The organism is Pseudomonas sp. P1_A1 (assembly GCF_056406935.1).
Map to the genome: position 1 here is coordinate 19,943 of NZ_JBFTZE010000009.1, position 24,541 is coordinate 44,483.

Below are 24,541 nucleotides of genomic sequence, written 5' to 3' on the forward strand. Positions count from 1 at the left end.
GCAGACCGCGTTATCGTTCATCGCGAGCCTGCTCGCGATTGCATTTTCGGCCACCCATTCACTGGCCCGCCCGCCGTCAATTCCGTAACATCCGCGTCCCTCTTTTCCCGCCTGTATTTTTAGGTAAGCCATGAAACCCAAACGTCTGCGCGCCGATGTCCTGGCCGGACTCACCACCTCTTTCGCCCTGCTCCCCGAATGTATCGCTTTCGCGTTGGTGGCCCACCTCAATCCATTGATGGGGCTTTACGGCGCTTTCATCATCTGCACCCTGACTGCGCTCTTCGGCGGGCGGCCGGGGATGGTGTCTGGTGCCGCCGGCTCGATGGCGGTGGTGATCGTTGCGCTGGTGGTGCAGCACGGTGTCCAGTACTTGCTGGCGACGGTGCTGCTGGGCGGGCTGATCATGCTGGCGTTTGGTCTGTTGAGGCTGGGCAAGCTGGTGCGCATGGTGCCGCACCCGGTGATGCTCGGCTTCGTCAACGGTCTGGCGATTGTCATTGCGCTGGCCCAGTTGGAGCACTTCAAGAGCGGTGAGGCCTGGTTGAGTGGTGCGCCGCTGTACATGATGATCGGACTGGTGGTGCTGACGATGGCCATCGTTTACCTGATGCCGCGGCTGACGCGGGCCGTGCCGCCGGCGTTGGTGGCGATCCTGGGCGTTGGGCTGGCGGTTTACCTGCTCGGCCTGCCGACCCGTACCTTGGGCGACATGGCGCACATTGCCGGTGGCTTGCCGGGTTTTGCGCTACCAGACATCCCTTGGAGCCTGGAAACCCTGCGCATCATCGTCCCTTACGCGATATTGATGGCGGTGGTCGGCTTGCTGGAAACCCTGCTGACCCTGAACCTGACCGACGAGATCACCGAAAGCCGCGGCTACCCGGATCGCGAGTGCGTGGCCTTGGGCGCTGCCAACATGGTTTCTGGTGTGTTCGGCGGCATGGGGGGCTGCGCGATGATCGGGCAAACCATGATCAACCTCAGCTCCGGCGGTAGCGGTCGGCTGTCCGGTGCGGTGGCCGGGGGGATGATCCTGCTGTTTGTGCTGTTCCTTTCGCCGCTGATCGAGCGCATTCCGCTGGCCGCATTGGTCGGGGTGATGTTCGTGGTGTCGCAACAGACGTTCGCCTGGGCTTCATTGCGGGTACTGAACAAGGTGCCGCTGAACGATGTCTTGGTAATCATCGCGGTCACGGTGATTACCGTGTTCACCGATCTGGCCATCGCCGTGTTGTGCGGGATCATCATTGCGGCGCTCAACTTTGCCTGGCAACAGGCCCGCGAGCTGTATGCCGACAGTCACGTTGAAGCCGACGGCAGCAAGCTCTACCTCCTGCACGGCACGTTGTTCTTCGCCTCGACGACGCCTTTTCTCAACCAGTTCGATCCCGCCAATGACCCGTACGTGGTCACCGTCGACTGTCGCCACCTGAGCTTCGTCGACTATTCGGCCATCGCCGCGCTGAAGACATTGCGCGAGCGCTACACCAAGGCCGGCAAGCAGCTACGCGTGCTGCATTTGTCCGAGCGCTGCAAGAAACTGCTCAAGCGCGCCAGCGAGCATCACGACTGAAATCGATGGGGGGCGTTCCTGTGCTATGTGTCACGAGTGGTGGCGAATTATGGACAGTGTGATGGCTACTTAGTAGCATCCGCCGCATACGGATCTTTCTCCTGCGCGTCGATCGACGTGGGTCTATCAAGGAATCGAAATGCACAACTTTACCCATGGCGATAAAACCGTTTCTTTCACTGTCTTGAGCGGTGAAGTGGTGGGCAGCGAAAAAATCAGCGAGACCCGTGTGACATCCACGGGCGGCGTTCAGGTGAACGGTAACGACGGTGATGTGACGCCTGTGCGCATCAGTTCCGTTTCGATCATCAATCATGAGATCTGGGTCAAAACCCCGGACGGTATCGAGCACGATGTAAAGCTGCGCGGCATGGACATTCCTTTGCGCACAGGTCAGGAAATTTCTTTGATCAGCGCCTTGAAAAAGGATGGTTCGCCTCTGCACACCATTTTGCAGAACCACACAGCGTCCAAGCGCTGGGTGCTGCGTGACGCGAGTGCACTGAATACCGAACTGGAGCTGTCGCCCTTTAACTGGAAGACAGTGCTGATCGTGCTTGGATTGTGCATCGCCGGTCTTGCTACGGCCGGGCTAGGCTTCCTGGCGGCGGCGGGCTATTTTTTCTACGCGTGGTATCGGGGCGCCCAGCGCAAGAAACTGCTGATCAACGATTTGAACGCCTTTATCGAGACGCTGGACAATCGGGTCGCCAGTCGCGGTCAGGCGCCAAGCCCTGTTCAAGTTGAAAGCCCGGCCCAGGCTGAAATCTCTTTCCAGGTCGAAAGTCCTGCACCGGAGCAATCCCCTGCCGAGACTGAAAGCCCTGCGCTGAACAGTGATAGCGTGCGCAGGGCGCTATCGCGCAATCTCTGATGACTTGATCTCGATACAGCAGACTCAAGCCTTGCATCGATAGTGAAACTGTCATCCCTCTACGCTGATCGTTCCCACGCCGAGGGATGAAAATTCCGCTATCCGATTTTCATAACCCGCGATCTCCCATACCTCTGCACGACATCCCTTACCCCTCCACGAAAATTACTTTCACTTCGTTTGAAAGTAGCCCGTCGAAATGATTTATGAGTTTCACAACCCATTCGACGTGGCCCTTTCGAGGAGTACCGCATGACGCTTTCCTTCGGCTATTGGCTGTTGGTTTACGCCGCCATCGCCATTATCGCGCTCATCGTTCTGATCGCTCGTTACCGGATCAATCCCTTCATTGTGATCACCCTGGTGTCCATCGGCCTGGCGCTGTTGGCGGGGATGCCGCCGTCGGGTGTGGTGGGGGCGTATGAGGCCGGGGTTGGCAAGACGCTGGGGCATATTGCGCTGGTGGTGGCGCTGGGCACGATGCTCGGCAAGATGATGGCCGAGTCTGGTGGCGCCGAGCAGGTGGCGCGCACCTTGATCGACCGTTTCGGTGAGAAAAATGCCCACTGGGCGATGGTGTGTATCGCCTTTCTTGTAGGGTTGCCGCTGTTCTTCGAGGTCGGTTTTGTCTTGCTGGTGCCCATCGCATTCACCGTGGCGCGGCGGGTGGGCGTGTCGATTCTGATGGTCGGTTTGCCGATGGTCGCGGGGCTTTCGGTGGTCCACGCACTGGTACCGCCACACCCGGCGGCGATGTTGGCGGTGCAGGTCTATCAGGCGTCGGTGGGGCAGACCTTGCTCTATGCGATTTTGATCGGTATTCCGACCGCGATCATCGCCGGTCCCCTGTACGCCAAGTTCATCGTGCCGCGCATTCAACTGCCGGCCGATAACCCCCTGGAGCGCCAGTTCCTGGAGCGTGAGCCGCGCGATGGCCTGCCGGGCTTCGGCGTCACCATGGCCACCATTCTGTTGCCGGTGGTGCTGATGTTGGTCGGCGGCTGGGCCAATCTGATCTCCACGCCGGGTAGCGGTTTCAATCAGTTCCTGCTGTTCATCGGCAACTCGGTGATCGCCTTGCTGCTGGCGACCTTGCTGAGTTTCTGGACCCTCGGGCTGGCCCAGGGCTTCAATCGCGAGTCGATCCTCAAGTTCACCAATGAATGCCTGGCGCCGACCGCCAGCATCACCTTGCTGGTCGGTGCCGGTGGTGGCTTGAACCGGATTCTGGTGGACGCTGGCGTCACCAATCAGATCGTCAGCCTGGCCAATGAATTCCAGTTGTCGCCGCTGTTGATGGGTTGGCTGTTCGCCGCGTTGATGCGCATCGCCACTGGTTCTGCCACCGTGGCCATGACCACCGCTTCGGGGATTGTCGCGCCGGTGGCCGTTGGTCTGGGTTATCCCCATCCGGAGTTGTTGGTGCTCGCGACGGGGGCGGGGTCGGTTATCTTTTCCCACGTCAACGACGGTGGCTTCTGGTTGATCAAGGAATACTTCAACATGACCGTCACCCAGACCTTCAAGACCTGGACAGTGCTTGAAACGCTGATCTCGCTGGTCGCCTTCGGCCTGACCGTAGGCCTTTCTTACCTGCTTTAGTCGGAGCCATCCGCCATGGACATCCTCTATCAGATCCGCGCCCGTCAGGAATCCTTCAGCGCCGGTGAAGGACGCATCGCCCGGCTGATGCTCGACGACGTAGGATTTGCCGCCTCCGCCAGCCTCGATGAGCTGGCGCAGCGAGCGGAAGTCAGCACTGCCACGCTGTCGCGATTCGCCCGCACAGTCGGTTGCCGCGACCTGCGGGATTTGCGCCTGCAACTGGCCCAGGCCAGCGGCGTCGGCAGCCGCTTTCTCGACCCGGCGGGCACGCCCGAACAGTCGGCGTTCTACGGGCAGATCGTTGGCGATATCGAGTCGACCTTGCGCGAGCACCTGGCAGCGTTCGAAGAGTCGCGCTTCGCCGATGCGGTGAAGTTGCTGGGCAAGGCGCGGATGATTCACGCCTTCGGCATGGGCGGCTGCTCGACCCTGTGCAGCGATGAACTGCAAGTGCGCCTGGTGCGCCTCGGCTACCCGATTGCGGTGTGCCACGACCCGGTGATGATGCGCGTCACCGCCGCCAGCCTCGGTGCCGAACACGCGGTCATCGCCTGCTCGTTGACCGGCATTACGCCCGAGCTGCTCGAAGCGGTGGAGCTGGCGCGCAGCTGCGGCGCACGAATTCTCACGATCACCCGGGCCGGCTCGCCGCTGGCGCAATTGGCCGATGTTCTGTTGCCGCTGCAAAGCGCCGAGACGTCCTTCATCTACAAACCCACGGCGGCGCGCTACGGCATGTTGTTGGCCATCGACGTGCTCGCCACCGAGCTGGCGCTGGCCAGGCCTGAAGACAATCAAGAACGTCTGCGGCGGATCAAACTGGCCCTGGACGATTACCGCGGCGGCGACGATCACTTGCCGCTGGGAGACTGACATGATGTACGACACGCTGATCCGTAATGCATTGATCATCGATGGCAGCAACACCCCCGGTTACCCCGCTGATGTGGCGATTCTGAATGGCCGCATCGCGCGCATCGGCGACTTGCACGAGGCCTCCGCCGGCGAAGAAATCGACGCCGCCGGCCGCGTGCTGGCACCCGGTTTTATCGACGTGCACACCCACGACGACACGGTGGTGATTCGTCAGCCGCAGATGCTGCCCAAACTCAGCCAGGGCGTGACCACCGTGATCGTCGGCAATTGCGGAATCAGTGCATCGCCGGTGAGTTTGCGCGGTGATCCGCCGGACCCGATGAACCTGCTCGGCACTGCGGCGGCGTTCGTTTATCCGCGCTTCAGCGACTATCGCGCAGCCGTCGAAGCGGCGAACACCGCACTGAACGTGGCCGCGCTGGTGGGGCACACCGCGTTGCGCAGCAATCACCTGGACGACCTGTTTCGCACGGCGACCGCCGATGAAATCAGCGCGATGCGCGAGCAACTGCGTGAAAGTCTTGAGGCCGGCGCCTTGGGTTTATCCACCGGTCTGGCCTACGCCAGTGCATTCTCGGCATCCACCGACGAAGTGATGCAACTGACCGAAGAACTGACGGCATTCGGTGCGGTGTATACCACCCATTTGCGCAGCGAATTCGAACCGGTATTAGAGGCCATGGACGAAGCATTCCAGATCGGCCGGCATGCGCAATCCCCGGTGATCATTTCCCACCTCAAATGTGCCGGTGCCGGTAACTGGGGCCGTAGTCCGCAACTGCTGGCCTCGCTTGAGGCGGCTGCGAAATCTCATCCGGTGGGTTGCGATTGTTATCCCTACGCGGCGAGTTCTTCGACGCTGGACCTCAAGCAAGTCACCGACGCCCATCGCATCACCATCACCTGGTCCACGCCGCACCCGGAACTGGGCGGCCTCGACCTGATGGACATCGCCGCGCAATGGAACCTGCCCTTGCTCGAAGCTGCCCGCCGCCTGCAACCGGCCGGCGCGGTGTACTACGGCATGGATGAGGCCGATGTACGAAGAATCCTCGCCCATCCGTTGTCGATGGTAGGGTCTGACGGATTGCCGGAAGATCCGTTCCCGCATCCGCGCTTATGGGGCGCATTCCCACGGGTGCTCGGGCATTTCAGCCGCGACGTCGGGCTGTTTCCATTACACACCGCCGTACACAAAATGACCGGGCTGTCGGCGGCGCGCTTTGGCTTGAAGAAACGGGGTGAAATCCGCGAAGGGCATTGGGCGGACCTGGTGTTGTTCGATCCGGTGACCATTCGCGACGTGGCGGATTTCACTGACCCGCAACGGGCGGCGGAGGGGATTGAAGGTGTTTGGGTCAACGGTGTGTTGAGTTACAGCGAAGGCCAGGCGAACGGGAAACGGGAAGGACGGTTTCTGGCGCGGGAAGGGGATCTGTGTGACGGGTTTCAGTAACCATTCCGAGGTGTCAGTCACACTGGTGGCGCATTGCGACTAAAGAAAGCCATCGCCAAGCCGAAGCGCTGACATCCTGCCCAACTACACTGGGTGTCTTTTCAGTCAGGGAGCAACCCTATGAGCTTCGGCAAAACCACCCCGATCCTGCGGATTTTCGACGAAGCCAAGGCCTTGGATTTCTACATCGACTTCCTGGGCTTCACCGTCGACTGGCAGCATCGTTTCGAGCCAGGTTTACCGTTGTACCTGCAAATCTCCCGTGGCGAATGCGTGCTGCACCTGTCCGAGCACCATGGCGACAGCACGCCGGGTTCGGCCTTGCGGATCGAGACCGATGAGCTTGAGGCGTTCCAGCAGCAGTTGTTGGCCAAGCAATACACGTTCGCGCACCCACAGATTCAGGCCATGCCCTGGGGAAGCCAGGACATGACCATCAGTGATCCGTTCGGGAATCGGTTGGTGTTTACCAACGCGATCTGCATATAAAGCAACACCAACTTATGGGTTGGCGGCGCGCAGGTAATGGGTTCTGGATGACCGCATCGATTGCACATGCGCGGCGTAGTCAATGGGTTCCAGTCGTCCGGTGGGGATGTTGATGTCCCTTGGGATCAAGGCATTGCAGTTCATGCAGGTGGGGAAATCGGTGGCTTGCCGGGAATCGGGTACCCCCTTGAGTCGTTGAGTCATCACAAATATGTTTTCAGGCAGAGCGCTTGCGCCCACGGGATTGTGGAGCAACGCGTTCCTGCTCCGGACTTCGGCATGGCGTCCGGGAGTACCGGATTTGATGGGGAATAGATGACCGGAGTGTCCTAAATGGTCGCGAATATCCCTGGCCAATGTCGGGTGCAGGGTTGCGTCATGATTGGCGTAATCTTTTTCAATCTGCTCCATATAAGCTTCTGGCCGGGTGACTTCGAAGATACCCAAATCCGATGACTCGGTAGAGGAGGGGAAAGGGTTGCGATAGATGACAACCCCCGGATAGGGCGCGTCCCCCAGATGTTCAGGGAAGTTGAAATGCTCCCAGGACGAAAAGCTGCCGGTTGCCGTAGTGACCGCTGCATGTGCGGTGTATTCATTCAGTTTCTTTTTCGAATAGGCCTTGAACGTTGGATTGGCAGCTTCGATGCTGGTGATCTCTTTGTTCGACAGAGCATGCTTGCGGTTGGGGAATTTAGCTTTCAGTTCTGCCAATGCCGTTTCTTTTGCCTCTGTAAACTGTCGCGAAGCATCGGTCATCGAAACGGTTCTCGCTGAAAACCGATCGTAGTAGTCGAGCACTATGGGAACGTTTGCCAAGTCATCGCGCCCCATCCCTTGATAGTCGGCAAATCTCACAGGGTTGTTCCCCACCATGCAATACAGGTTCAACCCGTCCGCCGTGCCCGTCGGGTCCGGGCTGATCCATCGTTGCAACCACGGTGCGTAATAGCGCTGGCCGTAGTAATACAACCCGCTGGCATCACGCTCCTTGCCCGAGTAACGGATCGTTCTGGATTTAGCTTCCAGCACATTACGCGCCGCTCTCCACGCCGTGCCGCCAAAGGGGTAATAACCTTCCTCGCTGATGAGATTGCCTTCGGCATCCAGCTCCAGGGTGTTGGACCCCAAGTGATCATCGAAACTGAAGCGCAATGCATCATTGTTGATGGCGGACGGTGTTCCCAGGCCCCAGTGCAGGCATCGAACACTGCAGTTTCCCGCCTGAACAGTGATGACCTCGAGTTTTTCCGTCGTACTTTCGCGGATTTCCAGGCCAGGCAAGTAAAGCACGTCGCGGCAATGGGTGAGTGCGCGGGCCTTTTGGGTTTGTCGTTTGCGAACACGCTGGCCGTTGCCATCGTAGAGGTAGCTTTCCGTATCGGCTTCCTGCTCTGCACGCTCCACCAGGGTCACGCTTTGTAATCGGTTACGCGCATTCCACGTCAGGGGTTGCCCGGTTTGCAGGGCTTGCAGATTACCGTTGGCATCGAAGCCAGTCGCAAAGTCGGGTGGCGGATCATCTGTTTTCCAAGACAGTCCACGATTGCTGTCGGGGGCGATGCGCATCTGGTGAGTGTAATTGTTGCCCTCACGCTGATGTTGAAGCTGGATCAGGTTGGCGCGTTCATCGTAGGTGTAGAACTGTGTGAAATTGAGCAACCGGCTCCGGTCACTCGGGCTGGAGGCCCAGGCGGGAAGCGCCGCGTGGATGCTCGCTCCCTGCTCTTCTCGTCCCGTTGCCTTAACCAGCTGGTACAGACTGTCATAGACATAAGCGCTGCCCGGTTTTACAAGCTGGTTGGCATTGTGCTGCTCGGATTTGCTGTGGTCTTCGACGCTCAACACGTTGCCGACCGCGTCGTAGGCGTAATGCAGTTTCTGCAGAATGTGGGCGGTTGAGCGTGAAATGCTCCGCTGAATCATGCGGCCGTTTTCAGGCGTGTAATCCGCCGCGCTGGTGATCTTGCCCCCCAGCACCTGCGATTCAATCTGACCCTGCGCGTTATAGCGGGCCTGATCGAGAATCAGCCTTTGTTGAGTCGTGCCACGCAGTTGCAGGGTGACTTTCTCCAATTGACCGGCGACATCGAACCAGAAGCGTTGCGTATGCCTTCTGGCGTCCATTTGCTCGAGGACTTCACCGGTCGGAGCGTAGCGCCAAGTGGTGGTATGGCCGGTGCCGCTTTCGAGCAGTCCCTTGCGCCCATCGAGATCTTCCGGCCAGTGGGCGGCGTGCTGATCCTTGAGCAGATGGCGCGTTTGGCTTAGCAGCTTTCCCGTCAGGTCATATTCGGAAAAAAGCACGCTGCCCGCCGGATCATCGTGGCGAATCATCCGTCCACACTGGTTGGTTTTCCCATCGTTGGTTGCGCTGGCGGCATACGTGAAACGCTCGATGACCTGACGGGATTGTTGCGCGGCCTCTTCGTGGATCGCTATTGGGCGTAATTGGTTGTCATAGTCGGTTTGCCAATGGCTACCGCGCGAGTCCCACGTGTCCAGCGCCTGGCCGGCTTCACCAAAAAACGTCAGGCGCTTGCCGGCGTCGATGCTGTCGATCAGGAGCGTGGCCCCCGACAGGCTGCTGACTTGCCTCGAGTCTGCGGTGGTCAAGCCGACCGGGGCTGCGGGCGAGTAGTGCTCAACGGTCTGACCGCTGATGTCGTGCTGGTAACGCGTGATACGGGCTTCCGGCGTCGTGATCGCTTCATTGCACAAATAGCGGACTTCGCGCAGCGCCAGTCCACGGCCGTCGATGACGTTCAGGGTTGGGGTGTGGCGATGAACATTGACGCTCATTGCGCACCTCCTTGAGCTGGCGGGTCGGGCTGGGTGTCGTTCTCGTCTGCGGTGATGGAGTACCAGGGGTGCCAGGTGTGATGGCGTTCGTCACCCTTGGCATTGATGACTCGAATGAGTCGCCCCAGGGGGTCATGGAAATATTGATCGCAAAGGCCTGATTGGCGCAGGGATTCATCGTTGATGTAGCGGTGCCGGTCACTGAAGTACGGCCGATAGGTACGCGTCACCAGGCCCTGGTTGTTGTATTCAGTGCGTTCGCTGACACGCCAGCGAAGGTCGACTTCGTGTTCCTGCGGTTTGTCGTCTACCCACTTCAATGTGCCGTCCTGGTTGACCGCTAAAGCTGTTCCTGGCCCGGCTTTCTGTTTGCTTTGCAACGACCGGCCAAAGCCATCCCAACACTCGACGCCGATGCGGATTTTTTTGCTTTCGCAATCGTTGAGGTATCGATCTGCCTGCAATGTGGCGCAGTGGACCGGCTCGCGCCGCACGCTTTCAATCTTTGTCTGCAGTGCTTGTTCATAAGGTGTTTTCTTGATGCCGCTACGGGCCAGACGCGCACGGGTGCTGGCGCGGATGTGCCCCCCGGGCAGCAGATCGCCCATGGCAATTGCCTCGTTGCTCCAGGCCTGTTCTTGCGGTGTTGTGAACGCAAGGCGTCCCATCCAGCTGAACGCGTCGTAGAAGTAAGCGCTGGCGACTTGTTGTAATGCCTGGTCCGGGTTTTCGATAGCGAGGTCAGGCCGGTCGTGAAAGCGCCGGATATAGGTGCAGAGCGGGGAGAACCCGATAGTGCCATCGTCACTGCTTTTGAAATGGCTGATGGCTTGAGCCTGTCCGAATGCATCGTACGAGGCTTCCTGAACAACGTTGTTGGCGTCGGTGATCCGAGTGGATTGAAGTATTCGGTAATCAATATTGGAAGCGGTGGTCGTGCAGTCGTCCGGCAGTTTGATGCTGGTGGTCAGGCAGCCGTAACGGTCATGGGTGAAGGTGGTTGGCCCGTGTTGCGGGCTCTGCTTAACACTCAGTGGTTTGAAAAAACCATCCAGTTTTTTGTACGTGACGAAGTGGCGTCGGACCGACCACAGTTTGCCTTGCTTATCCCACTCGCTGTCGCCCGGTAAGGCGATGGGCATTTTCTTGTAGCCGGCGTCTTCCAGGCGTCGGGTCAAATCAAAGGAGGGGGCCAGCGGTTTGAGTACGTCGTAAACCTTCAACGCCACCTCATTGAGTTCGGCTGTTTCCGTGTGATCGAGCAACGCCTCGACACTGGCCTGCCCATCCGCCAAGGGGCCACTGGCATCAGGATTTCTATACCGATGCAAAGACAGGCCGCTCAGGACCTGACGTGCTTTCCATGCAGCCGTAGCACTGCGGATCAGCAGTGCCTCATGGTTGATGGCAGAAGGTTCCAGGCCTTCGGCCAGCGGTGCTTTCGGCAGTTTCAGAGTATTCGTACGTCGCAGATAAGGCAGGCCCAGCCGCCTGTTCTGCGCGGTGTTGATGTGAATGAATTGGGCTTTATGTTCGGTCAGGTAATAGAACTGCTGGGCCTCGTCATGGGCGTCGACCCACCATTTTTTCTCCCAGGTATCGGTGAACGGGCAGGTATCGAGCGCTGTCGTGCGCCGGGCATAGCTGATCTCCAGATGGTGGATCAGGTAACCGTAGGCGTCCCAGTTCAGATTGATCGTGTGGGTACAGCGCGGATCCTGCGCGAAGCGCTCGTACTGATAGTGAATCGACTCAACGAGTACCGGGTGCAGGATCGAATAAGGGCTGTGCCTGCCCACGCCCTTGCGTTCGTTGATCTTGTAGCGATGTTGTTGCACCGAGTACGGGAGCTTTGACTTGTCGCCCTGATCCTGGCCGTAAACTTCTATCCGCAAGATACGTCCATTCAGCGCCCGGGCCATTTCGCGCCGGCGGGCTCCAGACCAGGTGTTGGCCGGGACATGCTGGTCGCCGCGTGGTGTCCAGCTTTCTCCCAGGTTCTGGATGGTGCCTTTGAGCAGTACGGCTTTTTCGTCGCTGTAATCTCGATCATGGATAACGGGATCGACTTCGTTGCCGGTGTGGAACCAGGTTTTGGTCAGTGTCGGTGCGGTCTGCGGATTGCGCTCTTGATCACCACCACGGCGTGCAGGACTGTCTGTTTGAACGATCAGGCCGAAGCCCCGGAATTCGCGTTCGGCGCCGTCGTAGAAACCGCGTCGATACTTGAATGCCTGGGTCAGCTGATTGCCGGTGATTTCGTCGAATCGAATCTGCTTCTTGACCAGAAACAGCGGAAACGGCAAGCGTGAAACCGCCGGTCTTTTGTTTTTGAGTACCTGCTTTTTTTCGTCCAGCCACTCTTGTGCCGAACTGCGATAGTTGATGCTGCCGCCGGCGCCCATGTTGTTGTTGGTCGATTGCAGCAAGTAGGGTTTGGTGCTGACGAAATCGCATCGCCAATGCCGAGGCGTTGCCCCCGGTACGCTTAAAACCAGGCTGGAACAGCCCAGTCCTTGCAGGTCGGTGGCGTTGACCTGGCAGAACCGGTCATAGCTCAAACCTGTGGGCCATGGCACGTCGATCGCCGGGCTCAGGCCATTGCCGCACAGGTTCATGAAAATGCGCGCGCAGTGGGGTTCCAGATAAATGAGGTCGGCGCTTCCCGAGCCGTCCAGGTCTGCGAGCAAGAGACGTGAGGCATCGAACTCTTCCAATGAAAGCTCCGGCGTGGCGATCACCCGGCCCTTGCCGAAGCGCCCGCGACCGAGGTTGGGCCAGCATTTCACTTCGTTATGGCGGATACGGACCAGATGCTGTTGTCCGCTGCCCAGAAGATCACTGAAGGCCACCAGTTCGCTGAATGAGTTACCGGGCAGGGGCAGGTCATCCTCATCAGCCCCGCGATCGACTTCGGTTGCAGCGGCGAAGCCCGCGCCTTGCTGGTTGGCATACAGCCGAACACTGCGCGGGCCAAGCATCACCAGGTCGTTGAGCCCGGCGCCCATCAGATTGGCCAGTTGCCCTTGAGGATGGAAGAACTCCGTCGGCACGGCGTCAAGCGAGGTGAAGTTCGACCAGGTGCCGTTGGGTTTCAGTGTGAAGAAACCACTGAGCCCCGGTTGTGCCAGGATCCAGTCCGGGCGACCGTTTGCATTGAGGTTGCCGAGAAACTGTCGGGTGGGTTTGCGGCTATCGGCTGTCGGCAATTGCGGCAGCTCGCTCAACACCTTGTACGTGACCCAATCTCCTCCGTTGTCATCGCGCATCGGTTGGCCATAGCACCAGCTTTTGTCGGTACGGTGCAACACACCGGGCAGTCCTTCCCCCAGTAGATCGACGAACTGAAAGCGCTGTTGATGATTGAGCCCGGACAGCGCCTCGAATGGTCTGAAGCGCTGAGCACCAGGTTCAAGAGGGAAGTCGGTGTAGGTGAACTCGAGGGGCGGGCGGAGACCGTCGGTGTTTTCGCTGTAAGCCTGGTCCAGTGCTGCGCTCAGGCAGCTATAGGAATGAGGGCTGGTCCGATACTGGATCACGGTGCGGCGGACCAGCACCGGCTCGGGGCCCATTGATGGTTCATCGGGGAAGTCATGAAACATCAGGATCTGCCGGCATAGCCGTCGGGTTCTCAGCTCAAACCCATAGGAAAAATCCGAAAAGGGATCGCTGCGGACCGGCGACGGTTTTGTTGCCCGATACGCAGGTTTTTCATCCAGTGCGGTGCTGCGCTCACCGTAGTCGAAGCACAGGTCGAAGTGCCAACGTACATCCTTGAGTCCGGCGTCTGTGCATAAGTACAGCTGAGCGTCAGCTTCGACATTGCCGTAGCGTATCCGCCCAAGGTAACGCTGGGCACGGGCGTCGGCAGGGCCCTGCGACGAGGCCGGGTCTGCGTTGTACTCATACACAATGTGCTCGCCATGAGGGTTCATGCTCTCTTCAAGCAACCACTCGCCCACCCGCGAGGGCGCATCGGGATCCGCATGGCGTGCCGATCGCGTCTTTCCAAACAGATGCTGGCTGCCGTCGGCGTTACGTATCAGCCAGAAACCCGGTTTGTGCGTAGTGCTGGACCAATGCTCGATCAGGTTGAAGGTGGTTTCGATGCGGGGGCGATAGCGCACGACCGTGTGTTTCACCTGTTGTGTGCCGTCGCTGCAATACTTTTGGAGGGATTCAATGACGCCGGTTGCCCGGTTCCGCTCAGGCATCAAGACCTCGCCGTCGGGACCGAGGAACAAGTCATCACGGGTGTAGGCCGGAACGCCCAGCTGGGTGCGTCGGGAGATGATCGGCAATGACAGTTTCCAACCCAGGCCGAAAACCCCGTTGCCTTGAGCACTGCTGTAGCGCAAGGCAAGGGCCGGGGCATATCCACGACCTGGTGAAACAGGTAGCGGAATCTCGCAGGAAGCGGTCCCGTGGGAGCCGATTGCCCCCAGGCCGTTACCGCTGCTTTGGATCGCTCCCCCGCCCTTTGGCAAGGCAGGAGGGGTGACAGGGAGGGCGGCGTGTTCGTTCATTGCGCACCTCCAGTTGCCCTGGCCGTGTACTGCACGTGCACGATGATATCGGTCAGGGATTCGAGCATGCTTTTCTGAGCGGTATGATTAGGGAATGACAACTGCCACTGGGATATCGCGCCGGTGTATTCAAAAGGCAGGTAGCGTTCATCCTGAAAGCTGAGGGTGAACAGACCGCTGTCGTCGACACCTGTCGACAGGGCAATTTGCTGGTTGGCCCGCAGATTTTTCATGCTCTTCTTGTCAGGGCCGGGCAAGAAAACTTCGCTGCTGGTCTGGGTCAGCGTGGCCCGGATATCTTCATAAGGGCCGAGGACGGCCGGCAGGGAAATGCTGATGCTCTTGATCCGGCGCAGACGATGCCCGGGGTAATCGTCTTCAAAAAGGGTCTCCGTCAACTCGAATTCGCATGAGCCGTTTTTGATCAGGGTGGATTTAATGTCCTCCCAAGGTTTATTGATTGATTGCTTAGACGCAGATGCAGATGCAGGTGTATCCGTGACGCTTTCCCTGATCTCTTCTTTCGCATGGAGCAGGCGTAACGAAACGGTCTTGCGGATTTCAAGCTCGCGCTCGTTGCCCAGCAGCCAGGCATTCTTCATCTTCATCAATCCCAGCTTCATTCGCTCGCCCGGGCCAAGCCCACGATAGGTGCTGTTCCAGCTCTGGTTCTGAAAGAACGCTTGAGTGGTGCTGTCGGCCGTTTCGTAACGCCAGCTGCGTTCGGTGAACTGGCATAAAGAGAACGTCGAGTCATACACCTGGTAGTAGAAGCTGGAGAGTTGGTGGGTGAACCATTGGTAAAGCTGTGAGTTGGTGAAGCGCTGGCTCAGTAAAGTGTAGGCGGTCCGGGCTTGAGCCAGCGACGTTTGAGTCTGTTGCAGCAACAGTCGAGAAGCCGTCTCTCGTTCAACCTCTACCGCAAGCTGTGCATCAATCTGGGCAATTTCGAGCTTTGCCTGGTCGCGGGCGAGGGTCCAATCCTGGTGGCGGCGCCGATACTGTGCGGCACGCTCCAGGGCTTCGCCCGCGCCGTAGGCTGCAGTCGCCACCCCTTGCGCCATGGCCATCATGGCGAGCGCGCCGCCCTCAAGGCGCGCCCCGCCGTCCGCCAGGCCAAAAATGTTGGGAACCACTTTCAGGCCCTGACCACCGGCATGAGCGGCATGGGCGCCTGCTTCAGCGATACGCCCCTCCAGATGGAAAGCGGCGGCCGTCACTTCTTCCTGGTTGACGACCTCGTTGACCAGCTGACTGTAGTAATCACGGCGGTTCTCGACGATGGCTTTACTGGCCAATAGTGCTTCCCGGTTTTTCTGATCGATCTTCAGGGCCTGGGTCTGCAGGTCTACCGCAAGGGTGGCGATATCCCAGATGTGCTGTTGCTGAAGTTCCTGATAGCTGGCTTGCTCGCTGCGTTCGATGAATGACATGAGCGTTTCGCCGAACTGGATCACCGTGTCTACCGCACTCTGGGCATGGGCATGCAGGGTACTGAAACGGTAAGGCGGGATCTCGGTGCCCAGGCGCTGGGCCAGTCCGGGCTCCGCAGCGCGTGCAGGATTGGCGCCGAGCTGTTTGTTTGAAGCGGCTGGGGCCGCGAAGAGCGCAAGCCTCAGGGGGCGCCCCACGATGTCGAGGTTATGCCGCAGGTTGTGCAGGCGGCTTTCGAGCTTTTCCCAGCGTGGAAGCAACACGGGGTTGAAGGGCAAACGTGAATGTGGCGCGTCAATCGCGTGGCCAGAATGTGAATGGACGTAAGGGCGGATACACACTGGAGGGACCTGCTCAGAAGCGCTAGTTGTCGGGAGGTGCATGCCCTGTTCCCCCAAGGTGTTTTCAAACTCGCGCAGTTTTGTATTGGGCTCCTCGCTGAATGCTTTCAACGTGAGTGTTGCCCATAGATCGGTTTGCCTGATATCCGGTCGCGGCCCCAACAGATCTTGTGCGCGCAGATACCAGAGCTTCGCGTCGGTCAGGCTGTCGGGAGACAGTTGCCGGTAAGCGGTGTCGCCGCGATTGAGCAGAATATCGAGGTAGAGCATGTACAGGGCTTTGCGAAAGTGCACGGGATGACTCAGTGCAATCTGGTGCGGATCCTGTGGCCCCTGGAGGGCGTAGCTGGGTTGGCCGGGTTTGGAGGATGTGCCGGTGATCACTGGCACCGCGTTCCAGTAATCAGGGTTGCTGCCACTGGCTGCTTTTCGGGCCGGATTGAACAGGTACTGCAACCAGTGTTCGGCTTCACCGTATTGGCGCTCCTGGTTAAAACGGTGTGCCACCAACCAGGGCAGGTAGAGGAACAACTCGACGAAGTAGCGACCGTAGGCGCCGTAGAAGTCCAGTTGCTCAGGTGGTTTTCCGTCTTCTAGGGGGGGCTCTTGCAGGTGCTGAGAGGACCAGCTCAGCAAGGTGTCCATACTGTCTTCGGCGCGTTCGATCAGGTGTCTGGCGAAGGTAATGTTCATTCGAATGGGTTGGCGAGGCGGGGCTTTCGGGACCTCGCTGTGTGTTATTTCAGACTCCTTGAAGTCGATGAATTCTGTCGTACCTAACGTGCGGTCCAGACGTGACTTGATATCTGGCGCTGACGTTTTGGCGGTGATGAAACTGCATTGGAGCAATTGCGGTTTGGAGGATGGCCAGCGCTCCAGCAGTGCAATAAGCGTCTCGTCTTGCATGGCATCCAAGTTTTTGCGAGGCAATACCTTTGAAGTGATCAAAGAATCTTTGTCGATCACCAGCGACATGCAGAAGTCGACATATGGAATATTAAAATCTTCGCGCTCAAATTCACCGATATGCAAAACAACGCAGAGTGAGGCGGACGATTGATCACAGGTCGCGATGGTTCTTGTGATCTCTTTCAGCTTCGCCAAGTTCCGGCCTTTAATGGCTTCGTCCGAACCGTAACCTTGCACGCATGTCTGCGGTGTACTCCAGCTCCCGTCATATTTTTTGAAACACATGTTCAGACGAAACAAGGGAAAGGTTTTGTTCTTGTTATCTTCATTGCTTGCCTGATCCTGATAGATACATTCAGCCCAGATCACATATAAGCGATTGTTGAACATGACCGGGCGAATGGTGTGTTCAATGGTGCTGTCGGAAACAGGCAGATTGATGCGATGCCAGTCGGACCACGCTTGCGGTTCCGGGGCATCATATTTGGCAGTCCGGGAGCCGGGTACGCAGGGGCGACAGGCCATGTCCAGCGAGCGCCAATACCACGTGTTGGCGGCACGGGATCTGGCAATGAAGTAGTAAGTGCTGTTGGCGAAATCGCTGCCGTCGATATAGCCATTGACGATTTTCAGGTTGGCCACTTCCTCGAGTCTGTTCAGATAGGCCAGCACCGCCGTTTGCACGGATTGGGCCGTGAGCTGATTGCGGTTGAGGTCGTTTTCCAGTTGCTCGAAGCTTGCGGTTCGGGTCTTGCGCAGCGTTGGATCAAGGTAGGCAGCCGGAAAATAGTAAAGACGCTGATTGGTMGCCCATGTCTGATAGTGATGCATGACGGTGCGCCAGGTGTCGACCTGGTCGGCTGGAATCTGCGCGGTGTGATAACCCGGTTCCATGTTGGCCAGAATACTGTTGATGTACTGCTGAAGACTGGCAATCGCGCAGGCTACCGGGCTGGTCGGCACGTCCTGGCTGACCAGTACATCAAGCAGCCAATAGTGGTAAAGGTCATCGGCCGTTTTGAGGTGCTCTGCGATCTTCAAGGCTTTCAGCGTCGCGTCTTGTGGAGCGATCGCCGACAGATAGAGCCCGAGCTGCGCATCACGCAGGCTTTCGTTAAGTTGTTTTTCAATTGCAACAGACATGTTCATTCCTTGAGCATGTATCGGGATTAGTGACTGGCCGCGATGATGGCTTCACCGACCGTTTTCCATTGAGCGGCCGAACTGGTGTTGTGGAGAGCCGCAGCACCCAGTAGCGCGGTCGTGCTAAGCCCGGTGGCTTTACAGGCGCTGTGACAGCGCATGACCCAATCGATGTCCTTTATCGTTTGGGCTCTCTTGAGCGGGAGCTGCGAGGTGAGCGCGGTGACTTCTGCCGACGTCCAGTTCAGGAGTTGGGCCAGACGTTCGTTGACGACGCTTGTCTCGCGACCGAAGACATTGGCGAACTCCAGGTAGCTCAGCAGGTTTTCTTCTGGCTGCTGATAAGTGCTCATGAAGTGGTTAAAGCGATCGAACAAGTACAAGGTTTTGAACGACAGCGTCAATTGTCCATCAGGTAAATCCAGCCAGCGGGCAGTGCTCAGCAGTGCGCGCAATGCCTTGTTGCTCAACTGCAACCGGACAGCGGCCTCGGTGTGGCGCAGAAGCGGGTGCAATGTGCGTGCAAGCTCATGTGAGTCTTTAGAGTCCAGGGCCGCGGTGAGAATCTGATGGACTGGGGTTTGCGCCCATATCACTACATCTTTTGCACAGTTCATGGGCAGGAGGAAAATTTCCTGCAGAAACGCTTCGATCAGATGTTGCTGGCGATCATGGGCCAGCAAGAGAAGGTTCTTGAGTTTTTGCTTGCTGTCGTCTTTGAGCTTCAGATTTTTTACGGGATCCTCGTCCAGCTTGAATGTTTCGTCATCGACTATTTTGCTCAGTGCGTTGGTCAGCGTCCGCGGTACATCGTGTTTGATCGTAGGGGCGAAATTTTTTATCAGCCCTGTATCATCCAGCAGGGTATTGGCCAGCTTCGCTCGCCAATCGACGTTTACTGGCAATGCCAATGTCGCCAACTCTTGCGCGGTGACCACGCATTCGCGGGCGTTGGCCCTGAATTGAGTGAGGTATTGCTGCAAATTTCCCAACGGGTAATTGTTGTTGCTTTGCGGTTCAAGAACACGTTGCAACATGGGGATGTCGTAGGCGGACTCTTTGATCCAGCGGGTTATCCAGTCCAATTGCATCAGGACGTCGAGGAGTTTGAATGCAGAAACTCCCTGTGGGGCTTCATGACTCAGGATTACTTCATTTATGTGGCCAGTCGAGGTGCCAATCGAGGTTAATCCTCCCCCTTCTGGAACAATGGATTGCAGTATCAGAAGCGGATTTTTTCGGTGGGAAAGTTCATCGAAATCAGCGCCACCCCATTTGATGTTCTGGCCTTCCAGTGAGGTGGTGCGCGTCCGCTCGGTGGTTTGAATCTGGTTGATGTAGATCCACGGCACATCATTTTCGCCTGACTCTTTGGTAAACCTGAGGTCAAGCCTTTTGTCTGTTTTGGCATCGGCAAACCATGACGTGTTGGTCCGCAGGCTGGATCCGGCAAGCAGGGTGGCTTCACCTGCGCCACCCTGTTTCGGGAGCTGAAAGTGTGCGACCAGCTCAAAATACTGATCTCTTTTTTGGCCCCTTATTCGAAGTATCCGTTTGCCGGTGTCACCGGTTGCCAGACACCTGGAAATACCTTCCCCACCCAGCAAACTAACCAGCGTCGAACTTTCGCTGATCGATAGACCGAACATTCGTGCGATGCGTGCCTGGCGATAAAGGGACGACAGTGTGCGCAAGTCACACTTGAGCGAGCCCAGGTATTCCTGCGTGTTTTTGACGACCCGCAATAGCGAGTCCTCTGTCAAAGGCAAGCCAAGGCTGATGCTCAAGTGTTGGAGAATGGTGTGAGAGGCGGGGTCCGAATTGTCCGCGCGAAAGACACGACCATCGAGCTTCAGGGGCGTGTCGAATACTCGGGTTTGATTGAATACCTTATCGAACAGGGAGATGTTATCGCCCGTCGCGCAGGGCGATATTTGGTGCAGTAGCGCGGCGAACTCCTCGGCCTTGATCGAATATTTGCGATTCAGATAACGATAAACCCCCAGCGCCTGAATGACATAACCGTCAAGTTGCATCGGTGCGTTGCGCGGCCGCCGTGATTCAAATGCGCTGCATATCAGGGTGTCCAGCTCGGTAAAGGGGATCTCCAGCCAGCGCTGGAGGCGAATCATTCGATGCAGGCGTTCGAGTTGGTCCTCGGTCGCATTTGCGATTTCTCCGGGGCTTTTCTCTGTGTCCAGCGTCATGCTCTTTTCAGTAGCCGGGAGCGGACCGTTGACGTAACGGGCTCCATAGGGCTGGGGGTAAGGCGCCGACAATAAATAATGTGCAGATGTGTATGGCGAGTGTTTGCCTTGCGCCAGCAATGCCTCTAGTTGCTCGGCTTTAAGTTCGACTCGCTCAAGGAAGGGCTGTATTTCTTTCAGGTCGGAAATGGATGCAGTGCCGTAGATCTTTTTCCAGTAATCGTCTTTTTGCTTGCTCTGTTCGTCATGAGGGAGTTTGGCGAACTCCATATCGCTCAGGATCTTTTCAGCCCATGGAAGTTCTGTAAGCAGCGCCTGTTGTTTCGGGCCCAGTCCGGACATCAGCTTCTGAGCTTGATCGGAAGAGGCGTTCTGCACCGTGCCATACCGGGAACCGTAGTATTGCGTGACAGGAAGGTAATCGCTGACGAGGTAATTCAGCTCTCCGAGCGATGGTTTGTCCGAGCTCAGTCCCAGCAGGCACTGATGATGGAAAAACTCATACGGAAGGGCAAAGGGGTAATACCGTTGCGCTAACACGTCATAGGTCGATTTGCCCTGTTCGTCGGTGGTCTTCAGCGCCTCCTGAATATTCTGGTCCAGGATCGCATTGACGATGCCGAGCATCGGTTGCGCGGTGAAGGTGCTTTGCTGGTCAATCGACAAATCAGCGAGATCCGGACGGCGTTTTGCCAGCGTGATCCGGTTGGCTTTTTCGTCTGCTGATGACGAGGCGCTCGATTCCAGTTGCAAGGCAAATCGGTACAGCGCTCTCAGGTAGGCGACCGGTGAATCGATGGCGGCGATCGAATCGTTCCTGCAAGCGTCGTCCCAGTTCTCTTTGAACAGATGGGTGTAGGTGGGACCCTGTTTCTCGACGGCGCGAATGCCCAGGGGATGCCACTGATCCTGCGCCGTTCCATCCGACGTCCGCTGCTCCCGGTAAAGGTGGCTGATCTGGGCGGCGTAACATCTGGCGTCTTTGTAGAGCGCTTCGACAATGCTGTCGACGTGCGTTTCGAGCGTCTCGTCGTTATCGATCGCGATCGTTAGACGGTGCTTGAAGTCGGCCTCGGTCATCCTGGTGATATCGAACACCGAGATGATCTCGGGCGCGGCCTTAAAAAGTTTCGCAAATTCTGTTGATTTGCCTTCGGGGGCGTAGGCCTCGATCAACGTATCGAGCAGGGATTTACCTTTGTTATCGGTGGGTGTGTTGACTGGGGGATTGTCGTCCATGCCGATGAGCTTCCAATGAGTGGAGATATCGACATTACGGCGTAGTAGAGGGAAACGCTGTCAGCTCTTCCGTTCAAAGGCGGCTGGAAGTTTCGTCACTGGGCAGGGGAAGAGGGGCAGGAAGGCTGTAGGATTTGGAAAGATGTTTGGCAATGGATTCGTTAGTAAGTCCCTGACCCGGCAGTAGGTACTGGCGGGTCAGGAGGAAGGCGTTACACCCGGAAGTGACTCACCATCATCTGCAACTGATTGCCCAACCGCGCCAGTTCAACACTGGACGCGGCGGTTTCGTCGCTGGCGGTGGCGGTCTGTTCGGACACGTCGCGTACGTTGATGATGCTGCGGCTGATTTCTTCGGCCACGGCGCTTTGTTGCTCGGCGGCGGCAGCGATCTGCTGGTTCATCGACTGGATGTTGGACACCGTGCGGGTGATGTTTTCCAGTGATACGCCAGCCTTGCGGGTCAGCGCCACACTGCTGTCGGTCAGGGTGCGGCTGTTGTTCATCACCGCCGCCACTTGTTGAGTGCCGTTCTGCAGGCCGGCCACCAGGCCTTCGATTTCCTCGGTGGATTTCTGCGTGCGCTGGGCAAGGCCACGGACTTCGTCGGCAACCACCGCGAAACCACGACCGGCTTCACCGGCACGGGCGGCTTCAATCGCGGCGTTGAGGGCCAGCAAGTTAGTCTGTTCGGCCACGGCCTTGATCACGTCCATGACGCTGCCGATCTTGTCACTTTCCTGTTGCAGCACGCTCATGGCTTCAGTGGAACGCGCCACTTCGCTGGCCAGGCGCTCGATCTGGGCGATGGCTTCGTTGACCACTTTGTCGCCTTCGCGAGCTTCGCCGTCAGCGGCCGCCGCGGCCTGGGAGGCTTCTTCGGCGTTGCGCGCGACTTCCTGCACGGTGGCTGTCATTTCGTGCATGGCGGTGGCCACCTGATCGGTCTCGATCTTCTGGCTATTGACCCCGGCGCTGGTTTGTTCCGTCACGGCCGACAGTTCTTCGGCGGCGCTGGCGATCTGGGTAACGCCATCGCGGATGCCGCTGATCAAATCGCGCAGGGTTACGCCCATGCGCGCAATGCCTTGCTGCAATACGCCGAGTTCGTCGCGGCGGGTGACTTTGATGTCCTGAGACAAGTCACCACCGGCGATACGCTCGACCACTTTAAGGGTATCGCGCAACGGGCCGGTGATCTGCCGGGTGATGACCACGGCGGCAATGATGCCCACCAGCAATGCCAGCAAGGTGCTGATCAATTGCAGTGTGCGGGCCTGGGCGCTTTCGGCATCACGGCGGTCGAGCTGGAATTGATACAGCTGATCGCTCAGGGTCACGATGGCGGCGCCCTGGTCGGTCATTTCCTTACGCGCCTGCACTGCATCGCTGTTGGCGGCTTTATAGGCTTGCAAGGCACTGCGGTAGTTGCTCAGCGCGGTTTCCAGCTGACGCAGGGCGTCTTGCTGGGTCTCGGCGAAATGCACGTTCAGTGATTTCAGGCTGGCGATGGCCGCATCCAGTTGGGAAACGGCTTTCTGCTCGGTCTCGGCATTGGTGTTGGCGGTGTAGCCGCGCACTTCATAGCGGGCAAGGATGAACGCTTCCTTGGCGGCGGTGATGGCCAGGAACTGTTCGAAGCGCTGATCGCTCAGGGGCATTTGCTGCACACGGATGTTGATCGCATCGATCAGCTTGCTGGCGGTTTCGGCGTTGGCGCCCATGGCGTCGCGGGCGCTGTTGCCGGTGCGGTAGGCGCTGCGCATTTTGTTCAGCGACGTCTGATAAGCGGCGATGGTCGCGGCCTGCTCTTTGAGCATTTTGACGTTTTCAGGATTTTTGAAGCTGCCCAGCAGCGCTGTTTGCTGAGCCACAAAACCGTCCAGGGTGGTTTGTACATTCTGTGCGGCGGTTTCGTCGCCGTTGGTCAGCATGTATTGCAGGCGAACCACGCGCAGCTTGGTCAGGCCGGCATTGAGCTGAGTGATGTCGCTCATCCAGTTGCTGCGGTCAATCAACCCGCCCAGGCTGGTCCAGCCGGTCAGGGCGAGGATGCAGGTCAGTGCCAGGACCAGGCCGAATCCCAGGCCCAGTTTCAGGTTCACGCTGATGTTGCCGAACCAGCTATTCATCAAATTCCTCCAGGAACGTTGCGCTTTTGATCGTCGGTTGGCTGGAAGATTTTTGTTTTTGGGAGCCAGCAAGGTGTGTAGCAGGTATGTATCGGCCGCAATCCCGGGAGCTGAAAGGATTTTGTCGGATGGAGTCTGTAACAAGATTTTTACGCAGGTCTTAAGCTTTTTTTCACATGGGTTTCACCAGCAGCCGACGCGAGACTCTCTACTCTGGTGGCTTTGTATGATTGTGATGCATGCCGGCGAGGCGGCTAAACGTGGAATTGAGACTGAGTCTGTTCGGGATAAAACGCTCGATCGATGTGAGCCGTTTGGCCCGTTATCGAAACGCCGTGATCATCGTGGCCTCGCTGCTGCTGGTGATTCCGCTGACCGTGTGGCTGTTGCGACCTGCGGCTGTGCCCGATCTGTCCCATGGCAATGTGGCGGGTGCCCGTGCGCTGGCTGCGGGTTGGGCCAAGGGCGACATGATCGTGCTGGTGCGTCACGTTGAGCGTTGCGATCACTCCACCGCCGCCTGTCTGATTGGCAACGATGGCATTACAGATCGCTCGCGCAGTGTGGCAGTGGGGGTCGGTGCGCAGTTTGAGCGTCTGGGGCTGAACAAGACCGATATTTATAACAGTCCGATCATCCGTGCGGCACAGACCTCCAGTTATATGTTCAACAAGGTTGGCGTCGGCGAAGACTGGTTGATCAACTGCCGGGGCAGCATGTTACGTGATGCTCTGGCGCACAAAGTGGCCGGGCGCAACCTGATTCTGGTGACCCACAGTGAGTGCATGGCGCAACTTGAAAAAGATCTCAAGCTGCCGACGGCTACTTTAGGTTACGGTGCTTCTCTGTTTATCTCCGCTGAAAAACCTCAGGAACCTCGCATGCTGGGTTCCATCGAAGCCTCTGACTGGCATTCGGTGAGCACCGAATGA

The 24,541-nt window shown here is 58.0% G+C and carries 12 protein-coding genes and 1 pseudogene; 7 read left to right on the forward strand and 6 right to left on the reverse strand.

Going from position 1 to position 24,541, the window contains the following annotated elements; genetic code table 11:
• The first annotated feature begins 130 nt into the window (after window positions 1-130).
• The 6 genes from AC1D2Q_RS15090 (at window position 131) to AC1D2Q_RS15115 (ending at window position 6,876) form a co-directional block, all read left to right on the forward strand.
• Entirely contained in the window at window positions 131-1,576 is a 1,446-nt protein-coding gene (locus tag AC1D2Q_RS15090) for a SulP family inorganic anion transporter (protein ID WP_477813694.1), read from the forward strand.
• 139 nt (window positions 1,577-1,715) lie between these two features.
• Window positions 1,716-2,450: a hypothetical protein gene (locus AC1D2Q_RS15095; protein ID WP_477813695.1), complete on the forward strand. Its 735-nt coding sequence runs from the start codon at window positions 1,716-1,718 to the stop codon at window positions 2,448-2,450.
• A gap of 252 nt (window positions 2,451-2,702) precedes the next feature.
• Window positions 2,703-4,052: a GntT/GntP/DsdX family permease gene (locus AC1D2Q_RS15100; protein ID WP_477813696.1), complete on the forward strand. Its 1,350-nt coding sequence runs from the start codon at window positions 2,703-2,705 to the stop codon at window positions 4,050-4,052.
• Window positions 4,053-4,067: 15 nt separating this feature from the next.
• Window positions 4,068-4,928, forward strand: coding sequence for a MurR/RpiR family transcriptional regulator (locus tag AC1D2Q_RS15105; protein WP_477813697.1), 861 nt, complete (start codon window positions 4,068-4,070; stop codon window positions 4,926-4,928).
• Window position 4,929: 1 nt separating this feature from the next.
• Complete coding sequence (locus AC1D2Q_RS15110; RefSeq protein ID WP_477813698.1) at window positions 4,930-6,387, forward strand: N-acyl-D-amino-acid deacylase family protein; 1,458 nt, start codon at window positions 4,930-4,932, stop codon at window positions 6,385-6,387.
• Between the two features lie 120 nt (window positions 6,388-6,507).
• Window positions 6,508-6,876: a glyoxalase superfamily protein gene (locus AC1D2Q_RS15115; protein ID WP_477813699.1), complete on the forward strand. Its 369-nt coding sequence runs from the start codon at window positions 6,508-6,510 to the stop codon at window positions 6,874-6,876.
• Window positions 6,877-6,888: 12 nt separating this feature from the next.
• Here the strand turns inward: AC1D2Q_RS15115 and AC1D2Q_RS15120 are convergent, their stop codons facing one another.
• The 6 genes and pseudogenes from AC1D2Q_RS15120 to AC1D2Q_RS15145 all read right to left on the reverse strand — a co-directional run.
• On the reverse strand, window positions 6,889-9,678 hold the full coding sequence (locus tag AC1D2Q_RS15120) for an RHS repeat-associated core domain-containing protein (protein ID WP_477813700.1): 2,790 nt from the start codon (window positions 9,676-9,678) through the stop codon (window positions 6,889-6,891).
• Window positions 9,675-14,204 carry a SpvB/TcaC N-terminal domain-containing protein gene (locus tag AC1D2Q_RS15125; protein WP_477813701.1) on the reverse strand — a complete coding sequence of 1,510 codons (4,530 nt, stop codon included), beginning with the start codon at window positions 14,202-14,204 and terminating at the stop codon, window positions 9,675-9,677. The genes AC1D2Q_RS15120 and AC1D2Q_RS15125 overlap by 4 nt, the downstream gene beginning before the upstream one ends.
• Window positions 14,201-18,031: a Tc toxin subunit A-related protein gene (locus AC1D2Q_RS15130; RefSeq protein ID WP_477813702.1), complete on the reverse strand. Its 3,831-nt coding sequence runs from the start codon at window positions 18,029-18,031 to the stop codon at window positions 14,201-14,203. Before AC1D2Q_RS15130 ends, AC1D2Q_RS15125 begins: the two co-directional genes overlap by 4 nt.
• A gap of 26 nt (window positions 18,032-18,057) precedes the next feature.
• Complete coding sequence (locus AC1D2Q_RS15135; protein WP_477813703.1) at window positions 18,058-21,477, reverse strand: Tc toxin subunit A; 3,420 nt, start codon at window positions 21,475-21,477, stop codon at window positions 18,058-18,060.
• Window positions 21,478-21,689: 212 nt separating this feature from the next.
• Window positions 21,690-22,553 (reverse strand): methyl-accepting chemotaxis protein, encoded by an 864-nt coding sequence (locus AC1D2Q_RS15140; RefSeq protein ID WP_477813829.1) that lies wholly within the window; start codon window positions 22,551-22,553, stop codon window positions 21,690-21,692.
• A 42-nt stretch (window positions 22,554-22,595) separates the two neighbouring features.
• A pseudogene (locus tag AC1D2Q_RS15145) lies at window positions 22,596-23,609 on the reverse strand (methyl-accepting chemotaxis protein); the annotation flags it as partial.
• Window positions 23,610-23,869: 260 nt separating this feature from the next.
• Between AC1D2Q_RS15145 and pmrG the strand changes: the two are divergent.
• Window positions 23,870-24,541: a lipopolysaccharide core heptose(II)-phosphate phosphatase PmrG gene (pmrG, locus tag AC1D2Q_RS15150; protein ID WP_477813704.1), complete on the forward strand. Its 672-nt coding sequence runs from the start codon at window positions 23,870-23,872 to the stop codon at window positions 24,539-24,541.